Annotated in this window: 14 protein-coding genes and 1 tRNA gene; 14 read left to right on the top strand and 1 reads right to left on the bottom strand. The window is 66.2% G+C overall.

The window, feature by feature from the left end:
• Positions 1-260: 260 nt before the first annotated feature.
• Together M1D55_RS20105 and M1D55_RS20100 are read left to right on the top strand one after the other, a co-directional pair.
• Complete coding sequence (locus M1D55_RS20105) at positions 261-1,799, top strand: 2-isopropylmalate synthase (protein ID WP_064573094.1); 1,539 nt, start codon at positions 261-263, stop codon at positions 1,797-1,799.
• Positions 1,800-2,091: 292 nt separating this feature from the next.
• On the top strand, positions 2,092-3,369 hold the full coding sequence (locus M1D55_RS20100) for a hypothetical protein (RefSeq protein WP_456281671.1): 1,278 nt from the start codon (positions 2,092-2,094) through the stop codon (positions 3,367-3,369).
• Between the two features lie 11 nt (positions 3,370-3,380).
• Here M1D55_RS20100 and M1D55_RS20095 read toward each other — a convergent pair whose 3' ends face one another.
• Complete coding sequence (locus M1D55_RS20095) at positions 3,381-3,905, bottom strand: hypothetical protein (protein ID WP_006577034.1); 525 nt, start codon at positions 3,903-3,905, stop codon at positions 3,381-3,383.
• Positions 3,906-4,036: 131 nt separating this feature from the next.
• Between M1D55_RS20095 and M1D55_RS20090 the strand changes: the two genes are divergently transcribed.
• The 12 genes from M1D55_RS20090 (at position 4,037) to M1D55_RS20035 (ending at position 14,603) form a co-directional block, all read left to right on the top strand.
• Positions 4,037-5,284, top strand: a complete 1,248-nt coding sequence (locus tag M1D55_RS20090; RefSeq protein WP_043442207.1) for a branched-chain amino acid ABC transporter substrate-binding protein — start codon at positions 4,037-4,039, stop codon at positions 5,282-5,284.
• A 196-nt stretch (positions 5,285-5,480) separates the two neighbouring features.
• Positions 5,481-5,750: a 30S ribosomal protein S15 gene (gene rpsO / locus M1D55_RS20085; RefSeq protein ID WP_006577035.1), complete on the top strand. Its 270-nt coding sequence runs from the start codon at positions 5,481-5,483 to the stop codon at positions 5,748-5,750.
• Positions 5,751-6,269: 519 nt separating this feature from the next.
• Entirely contained in the window at positions 6,270-8,441 is a 2,172-nt protein-coding gene (gene pnp, locus M1D55_RS20080; RefSeq protein ID WP_174781427.1) for a polyribonucleotide nucleotidyltransferase, read from the top strand.
• Between the two features lie 214 nt (positions 8,442-8,655).
• Positions 8,656-9,666 carry an NAD(P)H-quinone oxidoreductase gene (locus tag M1D55_RS20075; RefSeq protein ID WP_006577037.1) on the top strand — a complete coding sequence of 337 codons (1,011 nt, stop codon included), beginning with the start codon at positions 8,656-8,658 and terminating at the stop codon, positions 9,664-9,666.
• 157 nt (positions 9,667-9,823) lie between these two features.
• Positions 9,824-10,051, top strand: a complete 228-nt coding sequence (locus M1D55_RS20070; protein ID WP_456281670.1) for a hypothetical protein — start codon at positions 9,824-9,826, stop codon at positions 10,049-10,051.
• A gap of 221 nt (positions 10,052-10,272) precedes the next feature.
• Entirely contained in the window at positions 10,273-11,013 is a 741-nt protein-coding gene (gene tpiA / locus M1D55_RS20065; protein WP_006577039.1) for a triose-phosphate isomerase, read from the top strand.
• Between the two features lie 45 nt (positions 11,014-11,058).
• Positions 11,059-11,427, top strand: coding sequence for a preprotein translocase subunit SecG (secG, locus tag M1D55_RS20060; RefSeq protein ID WP_456281669.1), 369 nt, complete (start codon positions 11,059-11,061; stop codon positions 11,425-11,427).
• Positions 11,428-11,626: 199 nt separating this feature from the next.
• A tRNA-Leu gene (locus M1D55_RS20055) sits at positions 11,627-11,711 on the top strand.
• A 169-nt stretch (positions 11,712-11,880) separates the two neighbouring features.
• Complete coding sequence (locus M1D55_RS20050; protein WP_006576543.1) at positions 11,881-12,240, top strand: NADH-quinone oxidoreductase subunit A; 360 nt, start codon at positions 11,881-11,883, stop codon at positions 12,238-12,240.
• Between the two features lie 6 nt (positions 12,241-12,246).
• Positions 12,247-12,729: a NuoB/complex I 20 kDa subunit family protein gene (locus tag M1D55_RS20045; RefSeq protein WP_006156837.1), complete on the top strand. Its 483-nt coding sequence runs from the start codon at positions 12,247-12,249 to the stop codon at positions 12,727-12,729.
• Position 12,730: 1 nt separating this feature from the next.
• A complete protein-coding gene (locus M1D55_RS20040) occupies positions 12,731-13,330 on the top strand; it encodes an NADH-quinone oxidoreductase subunit C (protein WP_006576544.1) in 600 nt (199 codons plus the stop codon).
• Positions 13,331-13,349: 19 nt separating this feature from the next.
• Positions 13,350-14,603 (top strand): NADH-quinone oxidoreductase subunit D, encoded by a 1,254-nt coding sequence (locus M1D55_RS20035; RefSeq protein ID WP_006576545.1) that lies wholly within the window; start codon positions 13,350-13,352, stop codon positions 14,601-14,603.
• The last annotated feature ends 39 nt before the right edge of the window (positions 14,604-14,642 follow it).

Raw genomic sequence — 14,642 nt, 5'->3', positions numbered from 1 at the left:
GCCAAGCCCGTCTCGCCCGTACCCTGCTAGGTAGCCTACTAGGCAGCCAGGTCGGGACACGCGCGCGCTGAGGAAGCGATAGCCTCACGCGAAGTCGCACAGGATTTATCCACGCCCCGGCCTGCATCCCTGCACGCCGGGGCGTTTTGCATTGTGCCGCAGCGATCGGCGACGATGCGACCGGCAGGCAGCGGGGCACCGGAACAGAAACCGAAACCGCCGAAACCCGTTCGAGCACTTATCCCCCAGGAGCGTTTTCCATGTCGGACAAACTGATCATTTTCGATACCACGTTGCGCGACGGCGAGCAGTCGCCGGGCGCCTCGATGACGCGCGAGGAAAAGATCCGCATCGCGCGCCAGCTCGAGCGCCTGAAGGTCGATGTGATCGAGGCCGGCTTCGCCGCCAGCTCGAACGGCGACTTCGAGGCGATCCGCGCGATCGCCCAGACCGTCAAGGACTCGACCATCTGCTCGCTGGCCCGCGCCAACGACAAGGACATCGCCCGCGCCGCCGAGGCGCTCAAGCCCGCCAACTCCTTCCGTATCCATACCTTCATCGCCACCTCGGCGCTGCATATGGAAAAGAAGCTGCGCATGACGCCGGACCAGGTCTACGAGCAGGCGCGCCTGGCGGTGCGTTTCGCGCGCCAGTTCACCGACGACATCGAGTTCTCGCCGGAAGACGGCAGCCGCTCCGACATGGACTTCCTGTGCCGCGTGCTGGAGGCCGTGATCGACGAGGGCGCGACCACGATCAACCTGCCCGACACGGTCGGCTATGCGGTGCCCGAAGGTTATGCCGCGCTGATCCGCTCGGTGCGCGAGCGCATCCCGAATTCGGACAAGGCGGTGTGGTCGGTGCACTGCCATAACGACCTGGGCATGGCGGTGGCGAACTCGCTGGCCGCGGTCAAGCTCGGGGGCGCGCGCCAGATCGAATGCACGATCAACGGCCTGGGCGAGCGCGCCGGCAACACCAGCCTCGAAGAGGTGGTGATGGCGGTCAAGACGCGGCGCGACTACTTCAATCTCGATGTGGGCGTCGATACCACGCAGATCGTGCCGGCCTCGAAGCTGGTCTCGCAGATCACCGGTTTCGTGGTGCAGCCGAACAAGGCCGTGGTCGGCGCCAACGCGTTCGCGCACGCGTCGGGCATCCACCAGGATGGCGTGCTGAAGGCGCGCGACACCTACGAGATCATGCGCGCCGAAGACGTGGGCTGGACCGCGAACAAGATCGTGCTCGGCAAGCTGTCGGGCCGCAACGCGTTCAAGCAGCGCCTGCAGGAACTGGGCATCGAGCTCGACAGCGAGAGCGAGGTCAATGCCGCCTTCGCGCGCTTCAAGGAGCTGGCCGACCAGAAGGCCGAGATCTTCGACGAGGACATCATGGCCATCGTCTCGGACGAGGCCCACGACGCCAACGAACACTATCGCTTCATCTCGCTGTCGCAACGCTCGGAAACCGGCGAGCGGCCGCATGCACGCGTGGTGTTCAACATGGACGGCCAGGAGTACACCGGCGAAGGCGAGGGCAACGGCCCGGTCGATGCCACGCTGCACGCGATCGAGGCCAAGGTGAACAGCGGCGCCGAGCTGGTGCTGTATTCGGTCAACGCGATCACCACCGGCACGCAGGCGCAGGGCGAGGTCACGGTGCGGCTGTCCAAGGCCGGCCGCATCGTCAACGGCGTCGGCACCGACCCGGACATCGTCGCGGCCTCGGCCAAGGCCTATCTGGCCGCGCTGAACAAGCTGCACGACAAGGCGGTGCAGAAGATCAATCCGCAGATCTGATCGCGCCGGGACAGAAGGACCCGCCGGTCAATCTCGCCGGCGGATGCAGCCAGCCGACGCAAGCACAGCGCCGGTGGTTCGTGAGATTCGACTCACGGACCACCGGCGTTTTTTGTTGGCGCCTGGCAGTGGCCTGGCCGCCTGACATGCCGCAAAACGCAATGTGGCCATTAAAGCTGGAAGCAGGCCGGCAAGGACTCGACGATCATCGCGACCACGATTTGCCCCAGACGCATGGACACGGGTTTGGCGGTTTGGTGGCTGGTTTGTGACCCTTCGTTAAGGAATGTCGATGTCGTTGGCAGTCAGTGAATTCGCCATGCCATGCACGGTGTTGGATGTAGAACGGGTCAAGACCCTCGGGGAAACCGACAAGCAGCGCATCGCTCTGGGGGCGCCATTGATCATTGGCGATCGCTGTTATCGCTTCAACTGGGACAGGCAGTACGCCGCCCCCCGTCTGCAGTGTCTTTCCAATCAGCGTTCCACGCCGCGACGAAATCGTCGCGAAGAAAAGGTGCTGGCCGACAGCCTGGCGGGGCAATTGCGCGTGGGCCTGGTCAGCGCTGTCGATCTGGACCATTTGCATCCGTATCACACCGTCGGCCGGAATGCGGCGCTGGAACACGTCGCCGCGGGTGGCCTGCTGCAAGCGCGTGGGCGCGCCTGCTCCAGGCGCTTCACCGTCGTCGTGGATCGGCACGGCAAGGCGGCGTGGACGACGGTCAGCGAGTCGCGCTGGCCCGCGTTGAAGGCCCTGTGGAACTGGCTTCGCTGTCTGGGGCGCCAGGGGCGACGGGAGTGGCGGGACGAACGGCAGTTGCTGCAGGAGCTCCGCTGCCTGCTGCCGGCGGATCAGGTCAAGGCGCGGCGCGAATCGATCGAGGCCGGCCGCTCGAACCTGATGCGCGGGCTCGACCGGCAGAATCCGGCCGACGTTCAGGACAACTTTCGCGGCCGGATTGCCACGCCCGAGGGCGTCATGCAATTCCTGCGATACGACGAAAAGGCGTTGGAGCGCTTCGACAATGACGCCAGAACCGTGCTGCACCATGTCGCGTGCGACCCGGGGCTTGCCACCGGCCCGGTGCTCGATTCGCTGTTCATGAAGATCGCGATCGACGCGCTCGAATGCCGCGGGGCCGGTGTCGCCAACGCGCGACCGGGGGCGGCAGAAGGGGGAGAGACCACCCCGCGCATCTTCGCCTCGGACTACGACGGCAATACCCCGGTCCACCTTGCCGTACTCCATGGCGACAAGGCATCGGTGCTGCGCTTCCTGCGGCAGGCGGCAAAGACGGACTGGGACAATGCAGGAGGCGCGGGCCCGCGTTTTGCCGAGCGACGCAACCGGGCCGGACAGACGATATGGGATTGCGCGCAGGCCAGGGTCAGGGCCCGGCGGGCCGATGCCTGGGTGCTCGACATCGTGCGCGAGCACGGTGGCGAGCCGCCGGCAATCCAGGACAGTGCGATGGAACGGGAGCCGGCCAGGGGCATGCCGGGGTGCTCGCGCAGCCGGCTGACGTCACTGCCCACGTCGCCAGCAGGGCGGCATGGGCGGCATTAAGGGCGCGATGCCTAGCGGATCGTTTCCCGCGGATCGGCCAGCGGGTCGGGCGTGATCTGGGTCTGCCGCAGCACGCCGGCATCGTCGAAATAGAAGTGGAACAGCGACGGCCAGTTTTCTTCGTGCAGGAAGCGGTACGACCAGACATCGCGGCGCATCAGCGGGAAGTACTGCGTCGGCTCGCGCGGCAGGCCGAAATGTTCGGCGACGTCGCGCTTGGTCCAGGTGCCGATCCGCGCCTTGTACAGCTCGGTGGTGGTCAACATCTGGCGGAAGCGCGTCAGCTTGCCGCTGGTATCGAAGTCGGCCGCATAGGCCTGACGCCCCAGTGGCTGCTTCGAATAGATCCAGCGCACGGTGCCGTCGTCGAGCCGGAAGATGTCGGTCGGCTCGCCGAAGGTCGCGCGCACCGTGCTTTCCGGCGCGCCGATCAGCTTCTGCGCCTCCTGTACCGGCTGCAGGATGACGCAGGCCGTCAACAGCACGCCGGCGGTGCCGAGCGCCAACCAGCGGCCAATGCTCTTCAGTGCTTTCATTGCGAACCTCGGTCCTTCATTGCCACGAAATAGCCGCAGTGTAGCGCCGCAGGCGCCGCATCGCACCGCCGGCGCGATTGCAAGGCGGTGAGCGCTGGCTTACCATGCAGCGCTTTCGCGGAGATCGATCGATGGTTGTGAAGGGGTGGCTGGGGGCTTGCCTGTTGGCCCTCGCGGCGGGCGTTGCGTCGGCGCAGGAGCCGATCCGGCTCGGCATGATCGACGGACTGTCGGGTCCGTTCGCCAATGCCGGCGAAGCGGTGGTGCGCAACCTGCGGCTCGCGATCGACCGGGTCAACGCGCGCGGCGGCGTCCGCACCGCCGAAGGGCAGCGCCCGCTGGAGCTGGTCACCTTCGACAGCAAGGGCAATGTCGACGAGAGCCTGATCCAGTTCCGTGCGCTGGTGGACCGGCGCATCCCGTTCGTGCTGCAGGGGAACAGCTCGGCGGTCGCCGCGGCGCTGGTCGGCGCGGTGAACCGGCACAACGCGCGCCAGCCCGAGGCGCGCGTGCTGTTCCTGAACTATTCCGCGGTCGATCCGGCGCTGACCAACGAGAACTGCAGCTTCTGGCATTTCCGCTTCGACGCCGGCGCCGACATGCGGATGGAGGCGCTGACGGAGGTGATTCGCGCCGACGCCAGCGTGCGCCGCGTCTACCTGATCGCGCAGGACTACAGCTTCGGCCATCAGGTCTCGCGGCTCGCGCGCGACATGCTGGCGGCCAAGCGGCCCGACGTGAAGATCGTCGGCGACGAATTCCACCCGATCGGCAAGATCAAGGACTTCGCGCCGTATATCGCGAAGATCAAGGCCAGCGGCGCGGACGCGGTGATCACCGGCAACTGGGGCAACGACCTGACGCTGATGGTCAAGGCGGCGCGCGAGGGCGGCCTGGGCGCCAAGTTCTATACCTTCTACGGCAATGGCCTCGGCGCCCCGGCCGCGATGGGCGATGCCGGCGTGGGCCGCGTGCTGGCGGTGGCCGAATGGCACCCGAACGTCGGTGGCGCCGCCTCCGATGCCTTCTACCAGGCCTTCCGCAACCGCTATCCCGAGCCGAAGGACGACTACGTGCATCTGCGCATGCAGATGATGATCGAGATGCTGGCGAGGGCGATCGAGCAGGCCGGTTCCACCGATGCGGTCAAGGTTGCGCGGGCGCTGGAGGGCATGCGTTACGTCAACGACTTCCACGACGCCACCGTGCGCGCGGATGACCACCAGGTGCTGCAGCCGCTCTATGTGTCGATGATGGAGCGGCAGGGCGGCGAAGTGCGCTTCGACAACGAGGGCTCCGGATACGGCTTCCGCACGGTCAAGCGGCTGAAGTCGGCCCAGACCACGCGGGCCACGACCTGCAAGATGGAGCGTCCCTAGCCCCGGCAAGGCGCCGCCCGGCCGCTTTTGCCCGGCAACTCCAGTTGCGCTATAATGCGCGGCTGTCGTTCAGGCGGCACTCGCGGTAACGCGGGCGCGCCCGGCGGCAAGGCAGTGTGCGGCGCAAGCCGCATTTTTCTCCCGCACGACGTTCGCGGCCCTGGCGCTGCAACGTTCGCAAGTGAAAGGAAACATCATGTCCGTAGCCGATATCAACAAGTCCGAAGTCATCAAGCAGTTCGCCCGTGGCGCCAACGACACCGGCAGCCCCGAAGTCCAGGTCGCTCTGCTGACCTCGCGCATCAACGAACTGACCCCGCACTTCAAGGCCAACATGAAGGATCACCACAGCCGCCGCGGCCTGCTGCGCATGGTGAGCCGTCGTCGCCGCCTGCTGGACTACCTGAAGTCGAACGACGCCGATCGTTATCGCGCGCTGATCGAGAAGCTGGGTCTGCGCAAGTAAATTGCGCCAGGCTGCTCGGATCGGGGAAGGGACGAGGATGGCGATGCCGATGCCGGCATGGTCGGCAATGTCGGTCCTCGCACCGCACGCCCCGGCGTGACGCCACGATGCCTGCGTCAGCACTGCTGATGCAGGCATTTTGTTTTTGCGCGGCCGATCGGCCGTGCCGGCGAATGCCGGCAATCCGATTGCGCCGCGGGTGGCCGGCCAGGCCGGACACCGTTGCCGTTGCACCACGATGTGCAACGGAGTAAGTTGAATCGTTCTTTTCATTCATGACACCGGAGTCCGGCAAGGAACCAGGGCTTTGTGTCATTCCAGCGCCTCATCGGATATCGGCGGCGATCGTTTGACCTTGTTCGCTGCGGCGACCGCGGTGACGCGCTGGAATGGCATAGCACTTCCCTGCGACCGCGCCTGACAGCGATCCGGCAGCAATGCCCGCGGCTGCATCACGCGGGCGCCGGCACGCCGGCGGGCTTCCGGCCCGTCGCCGTGCAAGCACAAAGGGGAACGCTCATGTCCATGTTCAACAAGGTCGTCAAGCAATTCCAGTGGGGCCAGCATACGGTCCGCATGGAAACCGGCGAAATCGCCCGCCAGGCCGGCGGCGCGGTGCTCGTCGATGTCGAGGACACCGTGGTGCTCGCCACCGTGGTGGCCGCCAAGCAGCCCAAGCCGGGCCAGGATTTCTTCCCGCTGACGGTCGACTACATCGAGAAGACCTATGCCGCCGGCAAGATCCCGGGCGGCTTCTTCAAGCGCGAGGGCCGTCCGTCGGAGAACGAGACGCTGACCTCGCGCCTGATCGATCGTCCGCTGCGTCCGCTGTTTCCGGAAGGCTTCTATAACGACGTGCAGGTGGTCGTCCACGTCGTCTCGCTGAACCCCGAAGTGCCGGCCGATATCCCGGCGCTGATCGGTGCCTCGGCCGCGCTGGCGGTCTCGGGCATTCCATTCAACGGCCCGGTCGGCGCCGCGCGCGTCGGCTACCAGAACGGCCAGTACCTGCTGAACCCGACCCGCAGCCAGCTGGCCAGCTCCGAGCTGGACCTGGTGGTCGCCGGCACCGAGCGTGCCGTGCTGATGGTCGAATCGGAAGCCAACCAGCTGTCCGAAGAGGTGATGCTGGGCGCCGTGGTCTACGGCCACGAGCAGATGCAGGTCGCGATCAACGCGATCCACGAGCTGGTGCGCGAAGGCGGCAAGCCCGAGTGGAACTGGGCCCCGGCGCCGAAGAACGAGGCGCTGATCGCCAAGGTGGCCGAGGTCGGCTCGCCGCTGCTGCAGGAGGCCTATCAGATCCGCCAGAAGTCGGCCCGCTCGCAGAAGGTCAAGGAAGCCTACGCCGCGGTGGAGGCCCGTCTGGCCGAGGCCGGCGTCGAGTTCGACAAGGTCGAGGTCGGCAACATCCTGTTCGATCTGGAAGCGAAGATCGTCCGTGGCCAGGTGCTGGCCGGCGAACCGCGCATCGACGGCCGCGACACCCGCACCGTGCGCCCGATCGAGATCCGCTCGTCGGTGCTGCCGCGCGCGCACGGCTCGGCGCTGTTCACCCGCGGCGAGACGCAGGCGCTGGTGGTGGCCACGCTGGGCACCAAGAGCGACGAGCAGATCATCGACGCGCTGGCCGGCGAATACCGCGATCGTTTCATGCTCCACTACAACATGCCCCCGTTCGCGACCGGCGAGACCGGCCGCGTGGGTTCGCCCAAGCGCCGCGAGATCGGCCACGGCCGTCTGGCCAAGCGCGCGCTGATTCCGGTGCTGCCGGCCGAGGACGAGTTCGCCTACACGATCCGCCTGGTGTCGGAAATCACCGAGTCGAACGGCTCGTCGTCGATGGCTTCGGTCTGCGGCGGCTGCCTGGCGCTGATGGACGCCGGCGTTCCGGTCAAGGCGCACGTGGCCGGCGTGGCCATGGGCCTGATCCTGGAAGGCAACAAGTTCGCCGTGCTGACCGACATCCTGGGCGACGAGGACCACCTCGGCGACATGGACTTCAAGGTCGCGGGTACCGACAACGGCATCACCGCGCTGCAGATGGACATCAAGGTCCAGGGCATCACCAAGGAAATCATGCAGGTCGCGCTGGCGCAGGCCAAGGAAGGCCGCCTGCATATCCTGTCGAAGATGCAGGAGGCGATGGGCCATGCGCGCACCGAGCTGTCGGAACACGCGCCGCGCATGATCACGATGAAGATCCATCCGGACAAGATCCGCGAGGTGATCGGCAAGGGCGGCTCGACGATCCAGGCGCTGACCAAGGAAACCGGCACGACCATCGACATCCAGGAAGACGGCACGATCACGATCGCGTCGACCTCGACCGAGGGCATGGCCGAGGCCAAGCGCCGCATCGAGGGCATCACCGCGGAAGCCGAAGTGGGCAAGATCTACAACGGCACCGTGCTGAAGCTGCTGGACTTTGGCGCCATCGTCAACATCCTGCCGGGCAAGGACGGTCTGCTGCATATCTCGGAGATCGTCAACGAGCGCGTCAAGGACATCAAGGACTGGCTGAAGGAAGGCCAGCAGGTCCGCGTCAAGCTGATCCAGGCCGACGAGAAGGGCCGCCTGCGTCTGTCGCTGAAGGCGGCGATGGCCGAGGAGGGCGGTTCGATCGCTCCGCTGGCCAACGCCGAAGCGCCGGCGGCGCCGGCCGAGCCGGCGGGCGGCGAGCAGCAGTAAGCGCGCTCGCGTCGTCCCCGCGTACGCGGGCACGGCATGACTTCTGCCCGCTTGCCGGGCAGCGTGCAAGAAACGGCTGGGCGATGCCCGGCCGTTTTTTTGTTTACACTGCCGCCAGTCCCTCAGGGCAAGCGCGCCAGTTCGCGCTTTCTTTTTTCCCCTTTCCGCATCCCAGCCGCGCACCACGCGCGGTTTCCAGTTTCAAGGAGCCAGCATGCAAGCCATCGAGATCCGCGAATACGGCGGCCCCGACGTGTTGCAGTTGACCGAGCGTCCCGATCCGGCGCCCGGCCCCGGTGAAGTCCTGATCCGCGTCGCCGCGGCCGGCATCAACCGGCCCGACGTGTTCCAGCGCACCGGCAACTATCCGGTGCCGCCGGGCGCGTCCGACCTGCCGGGACTCGAGGTGGCCGGCGAGGTCGTCGGCGGCGACCTGTCGCATCCCGACAATCGCTTCGGCCTGAAGGTCGGGGACCGCGTCTGCGCGCTGGTGCAGGGCGGCGGCTACGCGCAGCTGTGCACCGCGCCGCTGGCGCAGTGCCTGCCGGTGCCGCAGGGCTTGAGCGATATCGAGGCGGCGGCCTTGCCGGAGACCTTCTTCACGGTGTGGAGCAATGTGTTCGACCGCGGCTATCTCGGCCGCGGCCCGCGCGGCAAGGAGGAAACGCTGCTGATCCAGGGCGGCTCCAGCGGTATCGGTACCACCGCGATCCAGATCGCGAAGGCGCTGGGTCACAAGGTCTTCGTCACCGCCGGCAGCGACGAGAAGTGCCGCGCCTGCGAGGAGCTCGGCGCCGACCGGGCGATCAACTACAAGACGCAGGACTTCGCCGCCGAGGTCAAGTCGCTGACCGGCGGCCGCGGTGTCGACGTGATCCTCGACATGGTGGCCGGCCCGTATCTGGCGCGCGAGCTGTCGTGCATCGCCGACGATGGCCGCATCGTGATCATCGCGCTGCTCGGCGGCGCCAAGGCGGAGATTCCGCTCGGCGACATCCTGCGCCGCCGTATCACCGTGACCGGCTCGACGCTGCGGCCGCGCCCCGCCTCGTTCAAGGGCGAGATCGCGCGGGCTCTGCACGAGCATGTGTGGCCGCTGCTGGCCAACGGCAGCATCAAGCCGGTGATCCACCAGGTCTTCCCGGCCGCGCAGGCCGCCGACGCCCATCGCCTGATGGAGTCGAGCGAGCACGTCGGCAAGATCGTGCTGACCTGGCAAGGCTGACAGCCAAAGCGGCCGGGCGATGGCTGGCCGCTTTCTGTCGCAAGCGCGCCCGGCGGGGCAGAAGTTGAAATCGGGGTGGCAACGAGACAGTCCCGGCGAGTTGGCGGCGAATACTTCCTTGGCCATACCGGCATCGGTCACTACCAAGGAGCTCGCCATGCAGACCAATCGAATCGCACCCCAGACCATTCGCCCGCAACTGTCGCCGTCGGAGGACCCCGGCGCGCTGACGCAGCAGGATATCGACGAGTTGACCGCGCTCGTCCAGCCCGAGCTGGAGCGGGCGGGAACGTGGGGGGCTGGCTATGCTGTTGCCTGCGCTGCCTTTTTCCCTGTATTTGCTGCGTCGAGGCCTGTCATTCCTACCGCGTGTCGAAGAGGGTGATGGAGCGGATGGAGGCGCGTGCCGCGGCCCAGGCACCGGCACGCCTGGCCCCTTGAGCGCCGGCCGTTGCCCGGCGTCAGGCTGGCGGGACGTGCCGCGCCGCCGGGCTTCAGCGCGATCGCGCCTGGCGGTGTGACGCGACGGCGCAGGGTATCGCGCGGTCGTAGCGCCCGGGTACTCAGCGCGGTACAATTGCGGGTTTGATTTTGAGAGGCGCTTTCGTGAGACAAAAGCTCGTCATCGGCAACTGGAAGATGCATGGCAGCCTGGCTGCCAACGAGGCCCTGCTGAACGGTATCAAGGCCGGCGCCCCGTCGGGCGCGAGCCTCGCGGTGTGCGCGCCGTTCCCCTACCTGGCACAGTGCCAGGCGTTGCTGGCGGGCAGCCAGGTCGCCTGGGGCGCGCAGGACGTGTCGGCCGAGGCGCGCGGCGCCTTCACCGGCGAGGTGGCGGCATCGATGCTGGCCGAATTCGGCGTCAGCTACGTGCTGGTGGGCCATTCGGAGCGCCGCACCTACCATGGCGAGAGCGATGCCGCCGTGGCCGCCAAGGCGCTGCGGGCCCTCGAATTCGGCATCGTGCCGGTGATCTGCGTCGGCGAGACGCTGGCGCAGCGCGAAGCGGGCGAGACCGAAGCCGTGGTCGGCCGGCAACTGCAGGCCGTGCTGGAAGCGCTGTCGGTGGAGCAGCTGAGCCGCGTGGTGCTGGCCTACGAGCCGGTCTGGGCGATCGGCACCGGCAAGACCGCCAGCAAGGAGCAGGCCCAGGCCGTGCACGCCTTCCTGCGCAGCCAGGTCGCCGCGCGCGACGCCGGCGTGGCGCAGCGCATGGCGATCCTGTACGGCGGCAGCGTCAAGCCGGACAATGCGGCCGAGCTGTTCTCGATGGCCGATATCGATGGCGGGCTGATCGGCGGCGCCTCGCTCAAAACCGAAGATTTTCTCGCGATCGGCAACGCCTGATGCCGGCCGCACCGACCGTCTGAATCAGGCAAGCGAATCGAATCCATGGCAATTCTAAAAACTCTATTGATGGTCGCGCAGGTGCTGTCGGCACTGGGCGTGATCGGGCTGGTGCTGCTGCAGCACGGCAAGGGCGCCGACGTCGGCGCGGCGTTCGGCTCGGGCGCCTCGGGCAGCCTGTTCGGCGCCACCGGCTCGGCCAACTTCCTGTCGCGCACCACGGCGATCCTGGCCACGCTGTTCTTCGTCTGCACGCTGGCGCTGACGCTGCTGGGCAACTACCGTCCGTCCGCCTCGCTGGGCGTGATGGGCGCCGCTCCGCAGACCGCTCCGGCCCCGGCCGCCTCGGTGCCCGCGGCGTCCGCGCCGGCCGCCGCGGCTTCGGCCCCGGCCGCGCCGGCCGTGCCGAAATAATCCGGCATTCGCGCCCGGGATTGCCGAACATTTTGCACTTGTGCATTGAACAAAGTGGCGATCATGGGTTAGAATGCAGGGCTTGAAACGATTCCCCAGCGACGGTTCCTGGCAGCGCAGCCAAATAGCAAAAATGGCCGCAAAACCAGCGTACCGAAGGGCTTGAAACCCGGCGCCAGGCAATATTGTTTCTCCCCCAGCCGACGTGGTGAAATTGGTAGACACGCTATCTTGAGGGGGTAGTGGCGAAAGCTGTGCGAGTTCGAGTCTCGCCGTCGGCACCAAACAACTTGATCGGAGTCTGCTCCCGGGCAATGCCCCGGTGAGGGGCTCCGGCAGTCCGCAAGGCGGCGCCGTGATGTCTGCGCAATGGCGTTGGGCGCTTGGGGTGGGCAACAGGACGCCGCTTCAGCTGGTGCTGTTGACAACATTCCAGATAAGGCTGGCCGTACCTTGAATCTCGAAGCCTATTTCCCCGTTCTCGTCTTCATCATCTTCGGCGTGGTGCTCGGCCTCGCGCTGATGTCGATCGGCCGGATCCTGGGTCCGAACAAGCCCGACGCCGCCAAGCTCTCGCCTTACGAGTGCGGCTTCGAAGCGTTCGAGGACGCGCGCATGAAGTTCGACGTGCGCTATTACCTGATCGCCATCCTTTTCATTCTGTTCGATCTCGAAACCGCTTTCCTTTTCCCGTGGGGCGTCGCTCTGCAGGACATCGGCTGGCCGGGTTTCATCGCCATGGGCGTGTTTCTGCTGGAATTCATCGTGGGCTTCGTCTACATCTGGAAAAAGGGCGCGCTCGATTGGGAGTGATGTGAAATGGCAATCGAAGGCGTTCTGAACGAAGGCTTCGTCACGACTACCGCTGACAAGCTGATCAACTGGACCCGCACCGGGTCGCTGTGGCCGATGACGTTCGGCCTGGCCTGCTGTGCCGTGGAAATGATGCATGCCGGCGCCGCGCGCTACGACATGGACCGCTTCGGCGTGATTTTCCGCCCGTCGCCGCGCCAGTCGGACGTGATGATCGTGGCCGGCACGCTGTGCAACAAGATGGCTCCCGCCCTGCGCAAGGTCTACGACCAGATGGCCGAGCCGCGCTGGGTCATCTCGATGGGCTCGTGCGCCAATGGCGGCGGCTACTATCACTACTCGTATTCGGTGGTGCGCGGTTGCGACCGGATCGTGCCGGTCGACATCTACGTGCCGGGCTGCCCGCCGACGGCCGAAGCGCTGATCTACGGCATCATCCAGCTGCAGAACAAGATCCGCCGCACCAACACCATCGCGCGCAAGGGTTGACATGGCCAAGCTCGATACCCTGAAGTCCGCGCTGGAGAAGGCGCTCGGCAATCGCATCGGCAAGCTGGTGGAGTCGTTCGACCAGCTGACGCTGATCGTCAAGGCCGACGACTACCTCGAAGTGGCCCGCATGCTGCGTGACGATCCGTCGCTGCGTTTCGAGCAGCTGATCGACCTGTGCGGCGTCGACTATTCCACCTATGGCGACGGTGCCTGGGACGGTCCGCGTTTTGCCGCGGTCACGCACCTGCTGTCGCTGACGCATAACTGGCGCCTGCGCGTGCGCGTGTTCGCGCCGGACGACGACATGCCGGTGATCCCGTCGCTGATCGACGTGTGGAACTCGGTCAACTGGTTCGAGCGCGAGGCGTTCGATTTCTACGGGATCATCTTCGAGGGCCATCCGGACCTGCGCCGCATCCTGACCGACTACGGTTTCGTCGGCCATCCGTTCCGCAAGGACTTCCCGGTGTCCGGCTATGTCGAGATGCGCTACGACCCCGAGCAGAAGCGCGTCATCTATCAGCCGGTCACGATCGAACCGCGCGAGCTGACGCCACGGGTGATCCGCGAGGAAAACTACGGCGGCCTGAAGCACTGACCGGCACTGAGAACCCGCGATGGCAGATATCAAGAATTACACCCTGAACTTCGGTCCGCAGCACCCGGCGGCGCACGGCGTGCTGCGCCTGGTGCTGGAGCTGGACGGCGAGGTGATCCAGCGCGCCGATCCGCACATCGGCCTGCTGCACCGTGCCACCGAGAAGCTGGCCGAGCAGAAGACGTGGATCCAGAGCGTGCCGTACATGGACCGTCTCGACTATGTGTCGATGATGGCCAACGAACACGCCTACGTGATGGCGATCGAAAAGCTGGTCGGCATCGACGTGCCGATCCGCGCGCAGTACATCCGCGTGATGTTCGACGAGATCACGCGCCTGCTGAACCATCTGATGTGGATCGGTTCGCACGCGCTGGACGTTGGCGCGATGGCGGTATTCCTGTACGCGTTCCGCGAGCGCGAGGACATGTTCGACATGTACGAGGCGGTGTCGGGCGCGCGGATGCATGCGGCCTACTATCGTCCGGGCGGCGTCTATCGCGACCTGCCTGACACGATGCCGCAATACAAGGCGTCCAAGGTCCACAACGAGCGGGCGATCAAGGCGATGAACGAGGCGCGCTCCGGCTCGCTGCTCGACTTCATCGAGGATTTCACCAACCGTTTCCCGAAGTACGTCGACGAATACGAGACGCTGCTGACCGACAACCGGATCTGGAAGCAGCGCCTGGTCGGCATCGGCGTGGTCAGCCCGGAACGCGCGCTGCAGATGGGCTTCACCGGCCCGATGCTGCGCGGCTCGGGGATCGAGTGGGACCTGCGCAAGAAGCAGCCCTACGAGGTCTACGACAAGCTCGATTTCGACGTGCCGGTCGGCGTGGGCGGCGACTGCTATTCGCGCTATCTGGTGCGGGTGGAAGAAATGCGCCAGTCCAACCGCATCATCAAGCAGTGTGTCGACTGGCTGCGCCGCAATCCGGGCCCGGTGATGAGCGACAACCACAAGGTCACGCCGCCGTCGCGCGTCGACATGAAGTCGAACATGGAAGAGCTGATCCACCATTTCAAGCTCTTCACCGAAGGCATTCGCGTGCCCGAGGGCGAGACCTACGCGGCGGTGGAGCACCCGAAGGGCGAGTTTGGCATCTACGCGATCTCCGATGGCGCGAACAAGCCGTACCGTCTGAAGATCCGCGCACCGGGCTTCGCCCACCTGGCCGCGCTCGACGAAATGGCCAAGGGCCACATGATCGCGGACGCGGTGACGATCATCGGTACGCAGGACATCGTGTTCGGCGAGATCGACCGCTAACGACGTGCCGCCTCCGGACGACGATCCGGACCGACCGCG

It is taken from the genome of Cupriavidus sp. JZ107 (assembly GCF_053903255.1).
Note: the sequence above shows the minus strand (reverse complement) of the source record. Positions and strands in the feature narration are given on the sequence as shown.

What these genes read in the sequence shown, in the direction of transcription:
- pnp (WP_174781427.1), top strand. Translation starts at nt 6,270, where the DNA reads ATGTCCATGTTCAACAAGGTCGTCAAGCAATTCCAGTGGGGCCAGCAT.
- M1D55_RS20090 (WP_043442207.1), top strand. Translation starts at nt 4,037, where the DNA reads ATGGTTGTGAAGGGGTGGCTGGGGGCTTGCCTGTTGGCCCTCGCGGCG.
- M1D55_RS20105 (WP_064573094.1), top strand. Translation starts at nt 261, where the DNA reads ATGTCGGACAAACTGATCATTTTCGATACCACGTTGCGCGACGGCGAG.
- M1D55_RS20070 (WP_456281670.1), top strand. Translation starts at nt 9,824, where the DNA reads ATGCAGACCAATCGAATCGCACCCCAGACCATTCGCCCGCAACTGTCG.
- M1D55_RS20075 (WP_006577037.1), top strand. Translation starts at nt 8,656, where the DNA reads ATGCAAGCCATCGAGATCCGCGAATACGGCGGCCCCGACGTGTTGCAG.
- M1D55_RS20095 (WP_006577034.1), bottom strand. Translation starts at nt 3,905, where the DNA reads ATGAAAGCACTGAAGAGCATTGGCCGCTGGTTGGCGCTCGGCACCGCC.
- M1D55_RS20045 (WP_006156837.1), top strand. Translation starts at nt 12,247, where the DNA reads ATGGCAATCGAAGGCGTTCTGAACGAAGGCTTCGTCACGACTACCGCT.
- rpsO (WP_006577035.1), top strand. Translation starts at nt 5,481, where the DNA reads ATGTCCGTAGCCGATATCAACAAGTCCGAAGTCATCAAGCAGTTCGCC.
- M1D55_RS20035 (WP_006576545.1), top strand. Translation starts at nt 13,350, where the DNA reads ATGGCAGATATCAAGAATTACACCCTGAACTTCGGTCCGCAGCACCCG.
- secG (WP_456281669.1), top strand. Translation starts at nt 11,059, where the DNA reads ATGGCAATTCTAAAAACTCTATTGATGGTCGCGCAGGTGCTGTCGGCA.
- M1D55_RS20100 (WP_456281671.1), top strand. Translation starts at nt 2,092, where the DNA reads ATGTCGTTGGCAGTCAGTGAATTCGCCATGCCATGCACGGTGTTGGAT.
- M1D55_RS20040 (WP_006576544.1), top strand. Translation starts at nt 12,731, where the DNA reads ATGGCCAAGCTCGATACCCTGAAGTCCGCGCTGGAGAAGGCGCTCGGC.